Here is a 21,811-nt window from a genome sequence, read left to right on the forward strand (position 1 = left end):
CATTTTGGGCTAACGTTAGGTTGTATTTCTTTATAATTTGTTGAGGTCGTTTAGCACTGTCGGGTAGTGTTTTTTTTCTTTTTTACTCTTGTAATTTGCTGTAAGAATTTTTTTATTGGTATATTTTTTAATTATTATCGATAAATAATTAGTTGTTTTTCTTCTCTTATCCATTTGAAATTTATTTTTTTATATGTTTATGTAAATTTATTTTTTTCATTTTTATAAATTTTATTCCGTTTTATTATTTCATTATTTCCTTTATTATTTAGTAAAATAAGGAGGTTTTGGGCGTTTTTTTTTTTTACTACATAAAAACAGTTTGTTTTTTTTTTGTAATTAGTTTAGTTAAAATTCTGTTGATTTTTATTGTATTATTTCTTTTGTAAAAAAAATATATAATATATGTTGTTTTTTATTATTTTTTTTATCAATAAATAATTGTTTTAATGTTAATTGTTAATCTCTTGTTTTAATCCTTTCCAATTTTTGTTTCATTATAAAATTAACATTAACAGGTTTAATCTTATTTTTTTTTACGTTTTTTTTGATAAAAGTGTTTTTTTTAATAAAAATAAACGGACATAATTTCATTTTAATTTTTGTGTTTGGGCTGATAATAATGAAATATTTTTTGCGTGTTTTTTGCGTTTTTATAATATATAAAGAATCAGCCTATAATAAAGAAAACACGGGCTCTCTGTATTTTTTATTTAAAAGATATGAGAATTTTAATGAATAAAAAATAAACATAACTTACAGATGAAAATAAACTGTCTCAGGAAAAAATTAGATTACATGCTTTTTGTGTTTTTAGCTTTTTCAACTCCTTTTTTAGCTTCGGCTCATTTGGATGAAAAATTTAAATCTGCATTTGATCAAAAAGAATCAGTAAACATAATTGCTGCAAATAATACTATTATAAATACAGAATGGGGTAGTATTTCTTTACTGTCACAGTTTACTCAGTATAATAACCACGTGTTTTCAGGAGAGGTCAATAATAAAGATGTCGATCCAAAAATAATAGTAGTAAAGACCATAGAAAATAATTTACAGAAACCTATTGGGTTCGAAAAAATAGGACCTAATGATAGTTTTTACTATGTTTTATCTTTTCAGAATATCGGAAATGATAATGCAGTTGAGTTATCTATAACAGATAATTTACCTACAAATATTGATTTTGTATCGAAAGATTTTATTTTACCTCCCGGAGTTGTTTATAGTTACGATTCGAAAGAGAAACGTTTAGTTTTCACTGTTGATGATGAATTAGTAAAAGCAGGAGGAGCATTATATAAAATAAAATTTAAAGTTACTGTTGCGAATTGTAATCATTTTCGGGATGCCTGTTCGAATATAATAGAAAATCAAGCAAAGGCTGTTTATAAAGGAACCAAGAATGGGGAAATAGTTTCAGTTGAAAGTAGTCCTTTTATAGAGAATGGGATTGTTGGTAAGCCTTCTCCGACGCGTTTCACTGTTGATCTGAAAAATTGTTCTTTTGAAAGGCGTGTAGTACTATGTACAAATAATGTTCTTTTAGAAGCAGGAAAAGGGTATTCAGCTTATACTTGGACTAATAGCGCGGGGAAGATAGTAAGTACGGAAAGGGTTTATAAGGCTACTGTTTCAGGAATATATACAGTTGTTTGTAAGGGAACTAAAGATTGTTCCGGAATGACAGAAAAATTCACAGTTAATAATTTTAATAATGAGCTTGAAAACCCTTTAAAAGAATTTGCAGACCGTATAGTAAAATGTCCAAATGACGGTGAAGAGATTGCAGAAATGATTTTATGTGATGTTAATACAGGAAGAAAGATTGAAATTTCTTTTTCCGGTACAGAATCGATTATTTGGGAAAAATTAGATGAAGCTAGTTGCTCTGTTCAGGAGGAACAAAGTTGTGCTAATAAAAATACTGATTGTAAATGGAATGTAGTTGGTTCAGATTCTAATTTTACAATAGAAGAAGAAGGTCAGTATCGTCTGCATATTTCTTATTCCGGAGGATGTTTCAGACGTTTTTATTTTAATGTATATAAGAATGCATTAAATCAGGTTGTAAATAAAAAAGATATAGTCTGCGGTATAGCAGGAGAGATCAAGATTGGGGGACTTCCAACTTCAGGTTATGAATTTAGTCTTAATGCTATAGATGGACCATATACTTCAAATCCTGTTTTTCCTATTGCAACACCAGGAAATTATACTGTTTTTGTAAAACAGATTATAACCGGAAAAGAAGGTTGTGTTTTTGAGATACCGGATATTGTAATTGTAGAACGAGACATAGATGTTAAAGTTGTTTCTGAGAATCCTTCTTGTGGTAGTAAAGGAAATATCCGTATACAGGTTGATAATGTAAATCCACAATATAAATATGATCTTTATCGGGGGAGTACACTTATTAGTACTTCCGGACTAATTGGAGGAGCAGGTAGTAATGATTATACCTTTAAGAATTTGAATGGAGGTACTTATGAAGTTAAAGTTACTACAGATGAAAATTGTTTTTATACAGAAACAGTACTATTAACTACTTCGAGTCCTTTAAAAGCAGTAGTTAATGTATCTCCTTTAGTTTGTCAGGAAGGAATGCTTACCATAAATGTTACAGGAGGCTCTCAGCCTTATTCTTATTTTATAAATGGAGGGGTAGAAATAAAGAACAATCAAATTCCTGTTACTAGTTCCGGAAAGTATAGTATTGTTATAAAAGATGTAAATGGGTGTACTATTACAGAGGAGGTAAATGTTGAACCGGAAGTAATCCCCACTTATACTGTTAAGCAAGATGATATTCGTTGTTATGGAGGTCGAAATGGAGCTATCAGAATAGAAAATGTTAAACAGAACGGGTATCGGCTAAGTTATAGTCTTACAGGAAAGAAATATCAGGAATCTACTGTTTTTACAGATTTACCAGGAGGAACTTATACCTTGTTTGTGCACTATAAATTAGTTCATTGGACAGGAGAAGTACTGAAGGAGTGCGATATGAAACCGCAAACAATTATTATAAAACAACCGGAATTTCCACTTAAGGCTTCTGCAATTGTTCTTGAAGGTGCTGCTTGTGATCCTACAGGTGAAAACAGAATTAAACTGAAGATTATTGACCCTGTTGGAGGAACGCCACCTTATAAATATAGTATTAACGGAAATCGTTTTAAAGATAGTCCAGAAGGCTATATTTCTTCCGGTGCAGTACAAGCTTCTCTTGCTATTCAGGATAGTAACGGTTGTGTTTATCCTTTTTCAAAGACGGTGGATATTGTTTCTCCTCCTCCTGTTATAAGAACGAATATTCAATATTTTTGTAGTAAATCCTCAGATGTAACAGTATCGACTACTATTCCGGATTATGAATATACATATACTTTAGTCGACCAGGATGGTAATAGTATAGGACCACAGGAATCAAATGTATTTAAAGATATACCTTCCGGGAATTATAAATTAATATCCGCTTATAAAGATTCAGAATATACTTTTTCACAGGATAGTTCGAATATTGTAGCTGGAAAAAAAGAGGGGGATACATCGACAATTTGTGATTTTAAAGTGATTACACCAGTTATTGTAAAAAATAAAGTGTTTACAGCGACTTTGTTGGCAAAAAAAGATATTTCTTGTTTTAATGCTAATGATGGTAGTGTTACTATAGGAGTAAAAGACTTTCCAAGATATAGATATAGTATAAATAATGGAGTTTCCTGGGTAAACATAAAAGGAAGCAGTCAGTTTACGATAAACAATCTGCTTCCCGGAGATTATGTTATTTTAGTGGAGGCTTCATCAGATTCTCCTTCCCCTTGCGTTCTTCCTGTTGCTGTAAGTATTGAAGAACCGGAGAAATTAGAACTTTATCTGGAAAGCCAGACTCTTATAAATTGTAATACTGTTACAGTAAAATTAAAAGCAGAAGGAGGATCAGGTAGAAATAAGTATAGTTTAAAGTTTCCGGACGGGACAATACAGAGCCAAATGAATCCGGAATTTATTAATTTGACGATAAAAGGGAAATATACAGCTACCGTAACCGATATGATCGGTTGTTCTTCCACTATTTCTTTTGATCTGATAGAACCGGAACCACTTGTTGCAACTATAAGTTCTACTTCTCAATTTTGTTATACTACAACAGATAAAACGGAGATTATTTTGATAATAAGAGGCGGAACAGCTCCTTATTCGTATAGTTTAAATAATGGATTAACCTGGTCATCAACCAGCCCGTCTACTACAATTCACATAAAAGGTTTGTTACCAGGAACCCATCAGTTTTTGATTCGGGATCAATTAGGGTGTACAACCACCGTAAGTAAGCAAATAGGAAAACAATTATTAGTTAATGCAGTATTAGATAAAGGATTAGATTGTAGTAGTACTCCCGATGCACGTATAAAATTCACAGTTCAGGGAGGGATTTTACCGTATCAATATCAGATTTTTAAGAATGGTACGGCTATGAATCCTCCAAAAGAACTAATAGGAACATCTGTTGACTTTACAACTGCGAGTGCGGGAGGTTATTCTTTTAAAGTTATAGATGCTAATGGTTGTTCATCAGTTCTGTTACAGGATATTGTAGTTGAGCAGTTAAAGCTTCCTGATTTAAAAGTAACATCCGGACCAATAATTAATTGTACCGGAGCTTCTACAGGAAGTATCAATGTAAAGGTTATTCAAGGAATAGTACCTTATAAAATAGATGTTTTTAATATAGATACAAATACAAGTTATCAGAATCAGACAACAGCATTACCTGCTGGGAATTATAGAGTAACCCTTATAGATGCAAATGGCTGTAGTGTTTTTAAAACAGTAAAAATAGAGGAAAAAGATCCTATTACTTTTTCTACCAGAAAACAAAATATATTTTGTGAAGACGGGAGTGAAACAGAAAAACCGTCGGCCAGAGGAAAAATATTTTTAGAAGGAGTTCAAGGAGGTACCGCACCTTATACTTTTTATTTAAAAGACAGTTATGGTACTATTGTACATGCTTTCGGACCTACCACAGATACAAGTTATACTTTTGAGGGTTTAGGATTTGGTTTTTATAATATTGAAATTATAGACGCTAATGGTTGTAATACTGTATCAGATAAGGATATTTTGATTGCATCTCCTCCAAGTGAGTTATCTGTTAGTGTAGATATAAAAGGTTCAGAGTGTGGATTTCTTGGTTCAGCAGTCGTAACCGTTAGTGGTAATTTAATGGGAGAAGGACCTTATTTTTTCGCCATTTACAGAGGAACTGTTCCTGTTTATTATCCGGGATCACCGGATTATCAGCCGGGAGATGCTCCTAAAGGTTTGTCTACAGTATTTAAAGATCTTATACCGGGTTTCAAATATGGTTTTGTTGTATATGACGAAGGTACACATTGTTATCGTTATGTTACATCAGAGTCTGAAATTCCGACAAAATCTACCTTAACCTCTACTGTTGATCCCCAAAATGTAACTTGTAAAGGAGCAGATGATGGAAAAATTAGTTTTACTTTTGATAACTATTCATCGGCAACGACCTCTGTAGAATATGAAGTTTATACTTCTTTTAGTAATGTATCTACCGGAATAAAAGGAAATAGTCCGGTAAATGGTGGAGCAGTTACAATAAAAGATTTAGGACCTTTAACACCGGGAAAATATTTTATTTTATTTACTGAAAAAGAAGGTCAGACTCTTGGTTGTACTCAGGTTTCTGATGATTTTGAAATTTTGGAAGCAACAGAAGAATTAAGAATATCAGCAGTTGTAACGAAAAATGAAAATTGTAACGAAAAAGGTCAGATTACAGTAACTGGTGCTTATGGAGCCGGAAATTATAAATATTTTATTCAATCTGATGTACCGGGAGTAGTGCCACCACAGGCAAACAGTTCGGACTGGGTTAAAAATGCTGTTTTCTTTGTAAAAGCAGGGAAATATATCGTCTATGTAAAAGACGGAAATAATTGTATTAAAGAAGCTAAAATCACTTTACTTACAGACCCTTTACCTGAAATTAAAGTTTCTGTTGTAGATATTTGTGCAGAAGAGGGTAAATTTAGTATTGCTGTAAACAGAGTTGTTGTACCTAATGAAGTGGCACCGTTTACATATAGTTTAGACGGAAGTGTATTTATATCCCAATCAGATAATTTTATATATGATAATCTGAATTCAGGAGTACATAAAATTACAATAAAAGACAATAATGGATGTGTGTTTACCCAAACGATTACAATTAATAAACCATTAGTTTTAGATATAGATATTGTCCTGCAGCCTACCTGTAAATTAAACGACGGAGAAATAAAAGCGATAGGTTCAGGAGGTTCTGCTGTAGAGAACTATACTTATGAACTACTGGACAGTTCTAAAATTTCATTAGAAGGTCCCGGAACGAAATCAGTATTTACCGGTTTAGGATATGGAACTTATATTGTTCGTATAAAAGATAATGTAACAAATTGTGAAAAAGAATTGTCTGTAACATTAGAAGAACCAGCTCCGGTTGCTTTTAGTTTAGAAACAACCCCTGTTACCTGTTTTGAAGGGAATGATGGTACAATTACCGTTGTTTTAGATAAGACCAGTATAAATCCACCTTATCAGTATAGTATTAATAATGGATCTTTTCAGGAGTCTCCTGTATTCAGAGACTTAGTGGCGGGAAATTACAGTATTAAAGTGGTATCAGAAAGAGGATGTGAAAAAGAAGATACCATTAGTGTAAAACAACCGGTTATTATTGATGTAAACAGAGCGGTAACCTTTTTGGAATTTGGCTGTACAACAGGAGATATAATGAATAATGCAGTGATTACAGTTGATCCTGCAAATGTAACAGGAGGAAACGGAGAGTATATTTTTGAATTAAAAGACGCATCAGGTACAATTATAGAGTCTAAAGACAAAGTAGTAAAACCTACAAATCCGATACGTTGGAATATTACAGATATAAAAGGAGGTACTTATACACTTACTGTATATGATACAAATGATTGTTTTGTGACTAAATTAGTGGAAATAGCACCTTTTTATGCTTTAGTAAGTGCAACACCACAAGTGAAAGATAAAATAAGCTGTGTAAATAATGGAGAGGTTGTTGAAATTATAGTAATGACATCAGAAAGTGATACTACTCCTGCTGATCCTGCTGATTTTGAATATAGTGATGATAATGGAGCTACATGGAAAAACACCCCATTGTTTCAGGATTTAGAGATAGGGGTACATTTCTTTTTAATTAGAAGTAAAATTACCGGATGTAGTGTTAGCGCTTCTCATACGGTGCTAGATCCCAATACATTAGTTGTTGATTTTAAAAAATTAAATGATGTAGTATGTTTCGGTTCCGAAACAGGAAAGGTTACTTTTTCAATAAGCAGTGCCAATCCTTCAGGATCATTTACATGGGAGATATTTGTACTGAATACAACAACCTCAGTTGCATCAGGTTCTTATACTGATGGAGAAACAAAACCGATTGTACTATTAAAAGCCGGTTCTTATACTCTTGTTGCAAAAGAGAAGAATTTCCCGGAATGTTCTAAAAATATTGATTTTGATATTTTAGAACCTAAATCAGTACTTACATTAAAATTAAAAGAAACCGGAAATGTAACCTGTGCTCTGGATAAAGGAGAAATTGAAGCTATTGCTACAGGAGGATGGGATAATTATCTCTATCAGTTAGTCAATAAAACGACAGGAAAAGAAATAGAATCTTTTTCAAAAAAATCTGTGTTTTCTGGTTTATCTCCGGCAGAATATGAAATAACAGTAAGAGATAATAACGGTTGCGAAGTAAAAGAGAGTATTATATTAAAAGCACCGGATCCGATTGCCGGAAATATTGTTGCTACTCCAACGAATTTAGCCTGTTTTGGAAATAGAGATGCTGTTATTACAGTAGCTGCAAAAGGAGGACAAGGTGTTTATTCTTATACTTTACATTATGAGGACGGAACCACATTTGGTCCGCAAACCTCTAATGTTTTCTCTAATTTAGGAGTAGGAAAATATTATGTAACAATAGCAGATAACTGGAATTGTACAGAAACGACTAACACAATTGAAATTAAAGAACCGGATAGGATTGTTGCTACATTGTCTCTTGTGAAAACACTGACCTGTATGACCCCTGCCACTTTAGAAATTACAGTAACAGGGGGAATAGCCCCTTTTGAATACAGTACAGACGGAAAAAATTATGCTCCGTTAGCTAAACTGGACGTGCAGGCAGGCAGTTATAAATATTATGTAAAAGACACCAGTGGTTGTAAAGCAGTAGTAACGAATACTGTAGATATTGTCGAAATTACACCATTAGCGATTAGTCTGGATTTGTCAGGTGATTTCGCAGGTTGTGATATAGGAGATGCTAACGCAGAAATAACCGCTTTTGCTAAAGGTGGTTTAGGAGATTATCAATATGAATTAGTCGACGAAAAAGGGAGATTGGTTCAGCCATCTCAAAACTCAGGAACTTTTAAAAATATTGGGGCAGGAACTTATTTTATAATAGTAACCAGTGGAGATTGTACAGAGACTTCAGAAAAAATTGTTGTAAAGGAACCGAGTCCTCTCGTTGTTGAGAAAACACAAAAACCTGTTAGTTGTTATGGTAAAGAAGACGGGTTTATTAGTGTCTCGGTTACAGGAGGTTCCGGTAAATATCAATACGCAATATCACCATATCTGGATAAATTTAGTTCAAAAAATACTTTCAACGATTTAAGTGCAGGAACATACAAAATTATTGTTCAGGATAAAGAAACCAGATGTTTTCAGGATTTATCCATTATAATCACAGAGCCTGAAGAACTAATCATAAAAGGAACCGTAACACAGGAATTATGTCTGGGAGATGGAAAAGGTAGTATAACAATAACTCCAATAGGAGGAACAGCTCCTTATTATACCAGTTTAAATGATATGAAAGGACCTTTTGTCGAGAATCAGTTTGAGTTTAAAAATTTAGAAGGAGGTAAAGATTACACTATCTATGTAAAAGACGCCAATGGTTGTTTTGATTTTACGTATCATTTTTTAGAAAAACCGGTCGATTTTCAACCAAAGTTAATCATACAGCCGATATGTGATAATAATGCACCTACTAATACAGTAACAGTAGAGATTAATACGGAAATAAAGAGTACGGACGTAACTTATGCATTAGATGGAGGAACCTATCAGTCTGCCAATACATTTACAGGTATTGAGACAGGATCACATACAATTAGTATGAAGCATAGTAACGGATGTACTGAGATTGTAAGTTTTGAAACAGATAATCAGCCAGTTAAGGCTAGTGCTGTAGCAACAAAGATATTATGTGGCGGTCAGGCAGTAGGAAGTATTGATATAACTGCAAGTGGTGGAACAGGAGTATTAGAATATGCTATTTCAACTGATCCGGATGTTTTTCTGTCAACCTCTAAATTTGAAAATTTAAGAGCAGGCTCTTATACAGTATATGTAAAAGACAGCATAGGATGTATTGTTTCTGTTCCGATAGATGTAACAGAGATTCCATCTGCTGAAATAATAGTAAAAAATAAAATAGTAGAACTTTGTTACGGAGAGAATAATGGTCTTATAGAAGTTGAGATTTTAAAAGGAACAGCACCTTATTCGACTAGTATTAATTCAGATAAAGAGAAGGATTTTGTTTTAAATCGCACTCTGTTTGAAAATTTAAAAAGTGGTGTAATTTATATTATTTATGTAAAAGATGCTAATGGATGTATTACCTCTCATGAGGTAGATATGCCGGTAGCAATTAATATTGATCCGGTTGTTACAGTTACTTATAATTGTGATCAGAATCAGACCGGAAATCAGGTGACCATAGAAGTGTCTCCAGAAGCAAAAGATGAGGTAATGTATGCTCTGAATGGAGAAAAACCACAATTATCAAATACATATACAAATTTAAGTCCGGGAAGATATAGGGTTAAAGTTATGCATAGTAGTGGTTGTATTAAAGAGACTGAATCTTTTGAGATTGTAGAAGTAGAGCCATTAGATTTAAGACTTTCGCTGGGAGGATTGAATGAAATTGTAGCTAAAGCAACTGGAGGATATGGAGAATATAGTTATTATTTTAACGGAGGTAGTGGATCCTATAAAAACACTTATATAGTGAAAGAAACAGGATTATATACTGTTGTCGTTGTTGATAAAAATGGTTGTAAGATTGAAAGAGAAATTTATATAGAATTTATTGATATAGAGATTCCGAATTATTTTACACCTAATGATGATGGAAGTAATGATACCTGGGCACCTCAGAATACTGAAAATTATCCATTTATCAGAACCCATATTTTTGATCGATATGGTAGAGAAATGAAAACATTAAGATTAGGAGATTCCTGGAATGGAGAATATAATGGAAGACCTTTGCCTTCGGGAGATTATTGGTATATGATTAAATTAAATGAAAAGGAAGACAACAGGGATTTTATTGGACATTTCACTTTATACAGATAAATAAAACTAACAGGTTAGATCAAATGAAGATCTAACCTGTTGTTTTTAAAAGGAAATATTTTAAGCATATAACAAAGAGTATAAGTCAAAAAAACCAGAGGTTATCTAACTTTTTAGATAACCTCTGGTTTTTTATGCTTTAAGACCATATATTCAATTTAAAAGAAGTTGTTTTCTGTAAGGTTTTTAAAACCTTGAAGGAATAAGTACCATCATCTAAAATAATAATAATATTCTATAAAAGAAAAAGGAATCTTTATTAGACAGCTTTTTTATTTTTTCATTCCTTTTAATATTATTTTTGTTTTTTCTCTTTCTATGTTTTCTTTTGTTTTAGTAAGAATCGTTATAATATCTATATTCAGATTATTGTCTTTTAAACTTTCAAAATAATTAGTGTTTTTCCCTTCAACCTTTAGAATATAATTTTGATCGATTTTATAAGTTTCAGCAGCATCCGTTATAAGTTTATCATCCAGTATGTAGATAGTTGTTGGAGCTGTACGATCTGTAAAAAATGTTTTTATCTGTTCAAGAGTCAGAAAGTTATGTTGTATTGGGTTTTTAGTTGTGATATAGATCTTTCCGGAATACGTTTTTTCATTAATAATAGTGTCCTTTTTTACAACATTAATAGATTTTACAATTTGAGAATCTAGTGTTTTTAGGATATTTGAATGTACAAAAACAGAATCGATAAAATAAGCAGTCTCTTTTTTGGTAGTGGCAATAGCAGAATTTTTAATAGAGGAAGACAATGTGTCTGTAACAACTTCAGTATATCCGATATTATCATTAGTTTGGCAAAAAGACAGAGTAGAACAGATTAAAAAAGAAGAAAGTAAAAAGATTCTCATAACAACAAAATTTAAGGTACTGAATACTTTTTAGGATTTTTTATTCTTACCGTTATTGAACTTTACTTTTTCTACAATTTCTATTTTTGGAGTAGTCTTTTTAGGATTCGCTTTATAAGTAGGTTTAAAACTTTTAGCTTTTGGTTTTTCAGTTTTGTTATTAGGTTGTTCCTCTCTAGTAGTAGTTTGAGGTTTAGAAGCTTTATGTCCCTTAATAACTTCCATTGGATTTTTTGGTTCCTCTTTAGTACCACGTAAATGAATCACTAATCCGTTTAAGAAATTTCGTAACACCTGATCTCCACACTCCATATAATTAGGATGATCCTCATTTCTGAAGAAAGCACCTAATTCAGTTTTAGAAATTCTAAAATCCACTAATTGTAATATTTCTACAATCTGGTCATCACGTAATTGTAAAGCAACACGCAATTTTTTGAAGATGTCATTATTGGTCATATATTTTTATTTAAAGAACAAAGATACTTAATTATTCGATTTTTAGATTATTTCGTCTGTTTGCTCTTTCAGGCTCGGGTGTTCGATTACTCTGCTCTACAAAGTTTTTAATTTTGTAGGAGTGTTGAAAGGTCTCTGACCTTTGTGATATTATTTATATAATCAATTCGGTCAGAGACCGATATTCACATTCTCAAAGTCAGGAGACTTTGCGCAGCAAAGAATTCAAAAAATCCAATAATCTAATAATCAGATTTGTCCGCAATTTTCAAATTTCCAAATCAGCAAATTTCCAAATTAAATGAGCTTCTCCTGTAATACTTTTATTTCATCACGTAATTTTGCCGCCTGCATAAAATCCAATTCTTTTGCCGCTTTTTCCATATTTTTACGTAAAGTTCTGATTTTCTTTTCAATTTCAGGTTTACTCAGATACAGACTTTCCGGTTCAGCAGCTTTTAATTCCTGTTTTTCATAGTATAATGCCGAAACAGAGTTTTTAGTCAATGCGTTATCCAGGCTTTTATTTAAAGCTTTCGGAACTAAATGGTGCTTTGTATTGTATTCCGTTTGTTTATTTCGGCGATAGTTTGTTTCATCAATTGTTTTCTGCATACTGTTGGTGATTTTATCAGCATACATAATTGCTTTTCCGTTTAGGTTTCTTGCTGCTCTACCGATAGTTTGAGTCAGAGAGCGGTGACTTCTTAAAAAACCTTCCTTATCAGCATCCAGAATAGCGACTAAAGAAACTTCCGGTAAGTCAAGTCCCTCTCTTAAAAGGTTAACACCTATTAGTACATCAAATAATCCTTTACGGAGATCCTGCATGATTTCCACACGTTCCAGTGTATCCACATCCGAGTGAATATAACGAGAGCGAATACCTACTTTGGTAAAGTATTTAGTTAGTTCTTCCGCCATTCTTTTCGTTAGTGTAGTGACCAGAACCCTTTCATCCGCTTCACAACGAACCTGAATTTCTTCAATCAGATCATCTATTTGATTCAGACTTGGTCTTACTTCGATAATCGGGTCTAAGAGTCCGGTGGGGCGAATAATCTGTTCTACATAGATTCCTTCTGATTTCTGTAATTCATAATCCGCAGGTGTTGCGCTGACATAGATAACCTGATTCTGCATTTTTTCAAATTCCTCAAATTTCAGCGGACGGTTATCCATTGCAGCAGGTAAACGGAATCCGTACTCTACCAGATTCTCCTTACGGGAACGGTCACCACCATACATGGCATGAACCTGAGAAATCGTTACATGGCTTTCATCTACGACCATTAAATAATCATCAGGAAAATAATCCAGTAAACAGAAAGGACGCGTTCCAGGAGCCCGTCCGTCAAGGTAGCGGGAATAGTTCTCAATTCCCGAACAGTATCCTAATTCTTTAATCATTTCAAGATCAAAATTAGTACGTTCTTCAAGACGTTTTGCTTCCAGAGGTTTTCCTGTTTCTTTAAAATAATCAACTTGTTTTACCAGATCCTGCTGAATTTCCCAGATTGCGTTTTGCAATACATCAGGAGAAGTTACAAACATATTAGCCGGATAAACAGTCAGTTTCTCATATTTTTCAATAACAGCAGAAGTTCTGGTATCAAACGATTCGATTTCTTCTATTTCATCTCCAAAAAAATGGATACGGAAAGCATCATCAGCATAACTTGGGAAAACTTCAACAGTATCTCCTTTTATACGGAAAGTTCCCGGAGTGAATTCCGCTTCCGTTCTGGAATACAGACTTTGTACCAGACGATGTAACAGTTTCGTTCTGGAAATTGTTTCACCTCTGTCTATAGCAATAACATTTTTCTGAAATTCAACAGGGTTACCAATACCGTATAAACAAGATACAGAAGCGACGACAATAATATCACGACGTCCGGAAAGAAGAGAAGATGTAGTACTTAAACGCATTTTCTCCAGTTCCTCATTGATAGACAGATCTTTCTCTATATAAGTTCCGGTTACAGGAATAAAGGCTTCAGGTTGATAATAGTCATAATAAGAAACAAAATACTCTACAGCATTATTAGGGAAAAACTGTTTAAATTCTGAATATAACTGCGCTGCTAATGTTTTGTTATGAGCTAAAACTAATGTAGGTTTTTCTACTTCCTGAATAACATTGGCTACAGTAAAGGTTTTTCCTGAACCGGTAACACCAAGTAAGGTCTGAAAGAGTTCCCCTTCTTTAATACCTTTTGCTAATTTTTCAATAGCCTGAGGTTGGTCACCTGTCGGGCTGTAATCGGATACAACTTGAAATTTCATATCGTTTTTTATGGTTCTGCAAAGATAATGAAAATTCATCCTTTAGTTCACAGTTTTCAGTATTTGGTATTCGGTATACAGTTTTCAGTTTTCAGTAATTCAGTTTTCAAAAACTATCAATTATCAACTACGAACTATCAACTAAAAAAACCACTCCGCCCTACGGGCACCCCTACGGAGGAGGGGAATACGTATTGTCATTTTACATTTCACAATAACTATCCACTAAAAAACTATCCACTATAAAAATTGTACTTTTGAATTAAAGAAACTGGATATATGAATGATAATATTGCTGTTTTAAAGATTAATGAACTAAATGAAAATAGTTTAGGAAGTGATTTTTATGCTAATACGATTCCGGATCATATTATGATCAATCATACTCAGGTAGAGAAACCTCATAAGCATAATTTTTATGCCACAATATTGTTTACTAAGGGAACCGGAGTGCATGAAATTGATTTTCAGGTATATGATGTACATCCCGGAAGTGTATTTCTGCTGGTGCCAGGTCAGACGCACAGTTGGAAACTGTCGGAAGATATTGATGGCTATATTTTTTTTCATACTCAGGAATTTTTTGATATGTTTTTTATCCGGGAGAGGATCAGGGAATATCCTATTTATACTTCTATGTATCATTTGAACTGTATGTGTTTAGAAGGTAATTTTTTACAGCATATTACTAATTTATTTCAGCGAATTTTGCAGGAATATAAAGATAAAGACTGGAAAGCACAACAGTTAATTCTGAATATAATGTCACAATTGTATATCGAGTTGAATCGATTTGTGCTAACAGAAGATCGTTTCCCTATAGCAAATTTTAGTCATTATAACCGTAAGTTTCTAGAATTTGAGGATTTGGTGGAAAAACAATTTACAATTATTAAATCTCCAGCTCGGTATGCTGCTGATCTTAATATTACACCAAAGCATTTGAATAGGATTACACGCAGCTTGGTCAATAAAACAACAACTGATATTATACTGGAACGTGTTGTGTTGGAAGCACAACGAATGTTAATTTATACCAAAAAAAGCTTTAATGAGATTGCAGATGAGCTGGGATATGAGGATTATTCTTATTTTTCGAAGCTATTTAAAAAACGATCCGGAGAAACTCCGGGTCAGTTTTTAAAACGTTATTCTTCTTTGTAAAAGATATTGAGCCATATAAGCCGTGAAATTTTATAATTAAAGGTAGAAAACAAAAAAGCTACAAGAACAATACCACAAAACATCTGAATCGGACCTAGTTTAAAGATAAGTCCCAGAACAATTACAGCAACCATTTCTGCAACAGTTACGGCATAGCTGATGTACATTGCACCAGTATAGAATCCGGTTTCTCTGTAAAAGGAATAACCGCAGTCACTACATTCATGGTTCATTTTAGGCATTTTAAATAAGAACGGATTTCCGTTGCTTGTAAATATTTTCGTTTTTCCACAATTGGGACAGGTTCCGTTAGTTACTTTCGTTAAAAACTTTAATAAGGACATATTATTTTTTTATTCAAATTTCGGAAATTATTATGGATTTCAGAAGTGGTTAATAACGCTGATTTTGGTAGTATTCGGACATTTTTTAAAATAAGTCTAAAGATCAAATGTTCTGGTCTAAAAGTTAGTGGAACTATTAATACCCTGTTTTATTTTACGAATAATTTACGTTCTGTATACAGTGAATATAAATAAAAATAACCATGAGTGAAGCTCATGGTTATTTTATAATCGAATCATCTGACTCTTGTTACTGAACAGTATGACTAATGTTATCTGCTTCGGAAAGGTTGAAAAAGCCTAAAGAATAGTTGTCCGGATGAGTAGTATTGGTAATATTTCCTCTGACAGCTCCGGATGGTGATGGTGGCCGAAAAGAATTGTTTCCCCTAGCATCTAGTAAAACATTCAGATAATTGTAATATCTTTTTGAAATACCACATAGTTTAAAGTTGACAGTATGACCTGTAGCAAGTTTATCATCAGAATAGCGGTTATTTACCTGATTTCCATTAAAAAACTCATCTTTTATAATTTCATAAGAATTAATGGCATCTACTTCAGATTTGCTATGTATCAGATAGTAATTTTCTGCATCTTTGGGATCAGTAAAATAAGCAAGTACTTCTTTTTCATCTTTCTGAAGTCCGCCATCATTGATCTGTTCAACATAATCATAAGATACAACGGACTGCATAATTTCTGTAGCAGTATATATTTCATTATTCAGTATAACAGTAAGATGATAAGTTTTATTTAATACAGGAACAAAATCTGTACAGATATACTGACCCGTATTATCTTTTTCTAAAAAGTTAAAAATAACACCATCAGAAGTTTCTATTGTTACAATAGCATTAGACACAGTAGGAAATACAGTGTTATAATAACCGGTTGTAGTAGATAATTTAACGATTTGCTCATTACCAGTAGTCCCTTTATTCCAGATTATTGAAGCCTCTATTACAAGACGTGGTGGAGCAGTATCCAGATTAAGATGGACAACGTCTTCACAACCGATAAAAATTCCGGTAATACATATTAGTAGAAGAAGTTTTATATTTTTCATAAGTATATTTTTATTGTTTATTTTTCTATAGGAAAAGATTAGAATTTAAAGTTATAAGTAACAGAAGGAACAATCTTAAAAATAGAAAGACGTTGTGCTTCATTAATTCCAGTTTCCGGATCCTGACGGAAAGAAATTGAAGCAGCATTTTTTCGACTGTATAAATTATAGATTCCAAAAACCCATTCTCCTTGCCAGTCTTTATTCTTTTCCGGGTTAGGGACATAAGTTACAGAAATATCAAGATGATGGTATATTGGTAAACGGTTTTTGTTACGAGCTCCGTAACTTGGAACAGTTACACCAAGATACTCATATTGTCCGTTAGGGTAGGTAGCAGGCTGTCCGGATTGTAAAGAGAAATTACCTGCAAAAGACCATTTCTCATTATACTGATAGCTTCCTGTTACAGTTAGATTGTGTAATTTGTCATAACCTGCTTTATACCATTTTCCATTATTAATTCCTGTTTCGATAGCATTTCTTCCCGGTGTTTTTTGCTCAGAACGGGAAATAGTATAGGAAATAAAACCATTGAAACGACCGGTGTTTTTGCGTAAAAGAAATTCTATACCATAAGCTCTGGCTTTACCGTTCAGAATAACCTGTTCAATTGCATTATTAGCAATAAGGTCAGCACCATCGATATAATCTACTTTGTTTTTACTTGCTTTATAATAGGTTTCCACCTCCAGAGAATATTTCTCATCAGCAAAGTTTCTGAAATAACCAATGGCATATTGGTCTAATAGCTGTGGTTTCATAAAATTGTCGCTTGGTGTCCATATATCCAGTGGAGTAGGAGAAGAAGTATTCGTAATAAGATGCAGATACTGACTCATGCGGTTATAACTTCCTTTAATGGACTGTTTATCATTCATTTGATAAGAAATGGCAAAACGAGGTTCGAAGTTGTCAAAAAAAGCAATTGTTTTTCCACTTCCATACTCTTTAGTACCAATTGGTGTTGCTTTTTCATAGATTTTTAACTCCTTATTAAAATGCACAGCCTGATTATTTTCATAGATATTTATGGTCTGATTTCCTAAACGGGAAAAAGTGCTGTAACGTATTCCGTAAAGAAGTGATATTTTACTCGAAAGTTCGTGTTCTGCTTCTATATAAGCCGCTCCTTCAAAAGCGTATTTCTGATCTAGTTTTCTGTAGTTGATTCCTGATTTATTGTCAGTCGGTTTAATTTCACCCGGGTTAAATTTATAATCAATAAGATTGATACCATAATTCAGTTTGAAACTATTAGAAACATAATGTTTGAAATCATATTTCAGATTGTAGTTTTTGATACCGGAATCCCATTTAAAACCAATAAAATCAAGTCTTAATCCATAGTAGTAATCACTGTAAATAACGCACAGATTAGAGAATAATTTATCTGAGAATAAATGATTCCAGCGCAAGTTTACGACGGTATTTCCATAAGTATTGATAAACTCTTTATTGAGATCGAATATATCACGACCAAAATAACCGGATAAATAAATATTATTATTATTATTTATTTTATAACTCAGTTTTGTATTCAAGTCATAGAAATAAGCAGAATTTTTATTGTTAGCCAGTTTTAAGAATAAATGAGCATATGAACTGCGTCCGCTGATAAGGAATGAACCTTTATCTTTAACGATCGGACCTTCAGCCAGAATGCGGCTTGAAATAACTCCGATACCTCCGTTCATATGAAACTCTTTACTATTTCCTTCTTTCTGGTAAACATCTAGGACAGAAGAGATTCTACCACCATAACGAGCAGGAATACCTCCTTTATATAGTTTCAACTCTTTAATAGCATCAGGATTAAAAACAGAGAAAAAACCAAAAAGATGAGAGGAATTATAGATTGTGGCTTCATCTAGAAGGATCAGATTCTGGTCTGCAGCCCCTCCACGTACATTAAATCCCGAAGCCCCTTCACCGGCATTGGTAACACCAGGCAACTGAAGAATGGATCTTATAATATCTACTTCGCCCAGTACAGCAGGTGCTTTTTTAATAGCAGCAATGGATAATTTGTGTGTACTCATTTCGGGTTTTCGCAAATTAATAGCGGTTCTTTCTGTATTGATGATGATTTCATCCAGTTGATTGGCGGCTGTTTCCAGAGCAATATTTTTTTTAATATTCTGTGTAACAGTTATTTTTTCTTCAAAGGTTTGGAAACCAATGTAACTCAGTTCAACAGTATAGGTACCCTTTGGCAGAGAGATGGAATAATAACCATATTCGTTAGTCATTATTCCGATGTTCAGTTCTTTTATCAGAATATTTACTCCAATTAAAGTTTCGTTATTTGTAATATCAGAAATTGTTCCACTTAGTGTAAATTTTTCTTGAGAGGATCCTTCTACACTATTTAGTAAAAAAATTAAAAGTGTGGATAAAAAGATAAAAAAGGTTTTTAAATTCATATTTAGTATAGGTAATGGGTTTATAATATAAGTATAGAAAATAGTTTAATTGTTACAACTATTGTAAAAAAAATATTTTTAAAATCATTTTATTTACAAGTTGTTTACATTTTATTTACGTTGATTCAGGTTTCAGGTTAAGGATTATAAATAAAGGATAAAAAGTCTTGCAAGATATTTAAAAATAATTATTTGTTAGCATAAATTTAATATTTTCTATAGGAGCGTATTTAATACTTATTGAACAATATCCGGAAGTTGTAAAATGTGGGTTGAACATCATATTTTTTCCTTTTTGTTCTGTTAAAGCAAGGCTTCCGTTTATTTCTACAGTCAGATTCAGTTTGAGACTTTTGTTTATTTGCATACCTGCAGTTATTTCAAAAGCTTCTATTAAGGCAACTTTTACCTGATAACGTTCACCCGTATAATTGAGTTTGTAAAAAGATATATCAGCTATTATCAGTTCAGAAGTAATAATCTGAAGGTAACAGAAAGGTGCTTACAGTTAAAATATAAACTTATATTTGTTAAAAATAAAAATGAATTTTTTAATTTAGAGTTAATATTATGGGAATTATCTACAAATGTCTGATTGTTGATGATGAGAAACCGGCACATCAGGTTATTCAGTCACATATTTCATATTGTAATCATTTAGAATATACAGCAAGTGCCTATAACGGGGAGGAAGCTTTACAATTATTGCAGGAGCATACTTTTGATATTTTGTTTCTGGATATTAATATGCTGCTGATCAATGGTGTTGAATTGGTGGAAGTGCTTTCTCAGAAACCGGTTACGATTGTTACTACTGCTTATTCTGATTTTGCGCTGGATTTTTACAAGAATGATGTTATGGATTATTTATTAAAGCCGATCTCATTGCCTTTATTTATGAAAGTAGCTGAAAAAGCAAAACTGTTTTGTGATGCTAAGGAGAAGAATCTGCCTCTGAAAAAAACAACAATTTCTTTTCGGCAGAATGGCGGAGTAGAAGAAGTACTACAGGAAAGCATAGTCTATATTCAGAGTATAGGTAATTATCTCAAGATACATAAAAACAAAGGAGCCTTTCCGATTGTTGTATATGGTACTCTTATGAATTTTAAGGATGAACTGAATGGAAAAGACTTTTTGCAGGTACATCGTTCTTTTATTGTCAATGTGAATTTTATAGAAAGTATTCTGAAAGAAAGTGTTGTTCTTACAACGGGTGAAAGTATTCCTATTGGCAGGAAATACCAGATTCTACTAGATGAATTTTCTTTTAAAAAAGGATAATCTTTTGTAGAAAAATAGGAATTATAAAAAAAGCCGTTCAGTACTGAACGGCTTTTTTTATATATAAGGATGTTACTAAGATAATTTTTTATCTAAGTTTTCCTGAATAGCATTTAGGAAATCCTGAGTATTTAAATAGTTGTCTTTTGTTAATTTATCTCCATAAATTAAAACAGCTAAATCTTTAGTCATTTTTCCACTTTCTACAGTATCAATACAAACCTGCTCTAATGTTTCACAGAATTTAACTAACTCCTGATTATTATCCAGTTTACCTCTGTGCATTAAACCTCTTGTCCATGCAAAAATAGAAGCAATCGGGTTTGTAGAAGTTTCTTTTCCTTTTTGATATTCTCTATAGTGACGAGTAACTGTTCCGTGAGCTGCTTCAGCTTCAACCGTTTTTCCATCAGGAGTAACTAACACAGAAGTCATAAGACCTAAAGAACCGAAGCCCTGAGCAACAGTATCAGACTGAACGTCCCCATCATAGTTTTTACAAGCCCATACAAATCCGCCGCTCCATTTCATAGCAGAAGCTACCATGTCATCAATAAGTCTGTGTTCGTAAGTGATACCTGCTTTTTCATATTCTGTTTTAAACTCATTTTGATACACTTCTTCAAAGATATCTTTGAAACGTCCGTCATAAGCTTTAAGAATTGTATTTTTTGTAGAAAGATACAGCGGCCATTTTTTAGTTAGAGCCATCTGGAAAGAAGAACGTGCAAAACCATAGATAGATTCATCTGTGTTGTACATGCTCATTGCTACGCCATCACCTTTAAAATCATACACTTCCCATGTTTTAGTTTCTCCGGCTTCATTTGTAAAGCTCATGGTTAATGTACCTTTTCCTTTAATAACTGTATCAGTAGCTTTGTATTGATCTCCAAATGCATGACGACCAATAACGATCGGTTTAGTCCATCCCTGAACATAACGAGGAACGTTTTTCATAATAATAGGTTCACGGAAAACTGTTCCGCCTACAATATTACGAATAGTGCCGTTTGGTGATTTCCACATTTGCTTAAGATTAAACTCAGTAACACGAGCTTCATCAGGAGTAATTGTAGCACATTTGATTCCTACGTTGTATTTTTTGATTGCTTCAGAAGCGTCGATAGTAACCTGATCATTGGTCTGATCTCTGTATTCAATACCTAAATCATAATATTTGATATCTAATTCTAAGTAAGGAAGAATTAATTTATCTTTAATAAATTTCCAAATAATTCGTGTCATTTCATCACCATCCAGTTCTACAACCGGATTAGCTACTTTAATTTTTGCCATAATATTGAAATAATTTTGTAATTAGTTTAAATATGTAATAACTGCAAAGATAGGAAAATCAATGTGGAAAAAAGAGGACTAGCCCAGTAGATTTTCTTCTAAGGAATGAATTGACTA

General features: G+C 32.8%; 11 protein-coding genes. 3 read left to right on the forward strand and 8 right to left on the reverse strand.

Annotation, left to right across the window (positions count from 1 at the left end; translation table 11 throughout):
• Positions 1-798 precede the first annotated feature (798 nt).
• Positions 799-10,503, forward strand: coding sequence for a T9SS type B sorting domain-containing protein (locus tag AC4FQX_RS14410; protein WP_491168421.1), 9,705 nt, complete (start codon positions 799-801; stop codon positions 10,501-10,503).
• 272 nt (positions 10,504-10,775) lie between these two features.
• On the opposite strand, the gene AC4FQX_RS14415 is transcribed toward AC4FQX_RS14410, so the two are convergent.
• The 3 genes from AC4FQX_RS14415 to uvrB form a co-directional block, all read right to left on the reverse strand.
• Positions 10,776-11,360, reverse strand: coding sequence for a hypothetical protein (locus AC4FQX_RS14415; RefSeq protein WP_491168422.1), 585 nt, complete (start codon positions 11,358-11,360; stop codon positions 10,776-10,778).
• 30 nt (positions 11,361-11,390) lie between these two features.
• Positions 11,391-11,819 carry a DUF1456 family protein gene (locus AC4FQX_RS14420; protein WP_491168423.1) on the reverse strand — a complete coding sequence of 143 codons (429 nt, stop codon included), beginning with the start codon at positions 11,817-11,819 and terminating at the stop codon, positions 11,391-11,393.
• 297 nt (positions 11,820-12,116) lie between these two features.
• A complete protein-coding gene (uvrB, locus tag AC4FQX_RS14425) occupies positions 12,117-14,108 on the reverse strand; it encodes an excinuclease ABC subunit UvrB (protein WP_491168424.1) in 1,992 nt (663 codons plus the stop codon).
• Between the two features lie 279 nt (positions 14,109-14,387).
• Between uvrB and AC4FQX_RS14430 the strand changes: the two genes are divergently transcribed.
• Positions 14,388-15,272, forward strand: a complete 885-nt coding sequence (locus AC4FQX_RS14430; protein WP_491168425.1) for a helix-turn-helix domain-containing protein — start codon at positions 14,388-14,390, stop codon at positions 15,270-15,272.
• Here the strand turns inward: AC4FQX_RS14430 and AC4FQX_RS14435 are convergent.
• From AC4FQX_RS14435 to AC4FQX_RS14450, 4 genes are all read right to left on the reverse strand, one after another.
• Positions 15,257-15,616, reverse strand: a complete 360-nt coding sequence (locus AC4FQX_RS14435; RefSeq protein ID WP_491168426.1) for a DUF983 domain-containing protein — start codon at positions 15,614-15,616, stop codon at positions 15,257-15,259. The genes AC4FQX_RS14430 and AC4FQX_RS14435 overlap by 16 nt on opposite strands.
• Positions 15,617-15,866: 250 nt before the next feature.
• On the reverse strand, positions 15,867-16,685 hold the full coding sequence (locus tag AC4FQX_RS14440) for a DUF4249 family protein (protein WP_491168427.1): 819 nt from the start codon (positions 16,683-16,685) through the stop codon (positions 15,867-15,869).
• Positions 16,686-16,723: 38 nt separating this feature from the next.
• On the reverse strand, positions 16,724-19,111 hold the full coding sequence (locus AC4FQX_RS14445; RefSeq protein WP_491168428.1) for a TonB-dependent receptor: 2,388 nt from the start codon (positions 19,109-19,111) through the stop codon (positions 16,724-16,726).
• Between the two features lie 178 nt (positions 19,112-19,289).
• On the reverse strand, positions 19,290-19,592 hold the full coding sequence (locus AC4FQX_RS14450) for a DUF6268 family outer membrane beta-barrel protein (protein WP_491168437.1): 303 nt from the start codon (positions 19,590-19,592) through the stop codon (positions 19,290-19,292).
• A gap of 89 nt (positions 19,593-19,681) precedes the next feature.
• Between AC4FQX_RS14450 and AC4FQX_RS14455 the strand changes: the two genes are divergently transcribed.
• Positions 19,682-20,395, forward strand: coding sequence for a LytR/AlgR family response regulator transcription factor (locus tag AC4FQX_RS14455; protein ID WP_491168429.1), 714 nt, complete (start codon positions 19,682-19,684; stop codon positions 20,393-20,395).
• A gap of 75 nt (positions 20,396-20,470) precedes the next feature.
• Here the strand turns inward: AC4FQX_RS14455 and AC4FQX_RS14460 are convergent, their stop codons facing one another.
• Positions 20,471-21,694 (reverse strand): isocitrate dehydrogenase (NADP(+)), encoded by a 1,224-nt coding sequence (locus tag AC4FQX_RS14460; protein WP_491168430.1) that lies wholly within the window; start codon positions 21,692-21,694, stop codon positions 20,471-20,473.
• Positions 21,695-21,811: the final 117 nt, after the last annotated feature.

The organism is Flavobacterium sp. AK-301, from assembly GCF_058310215.1.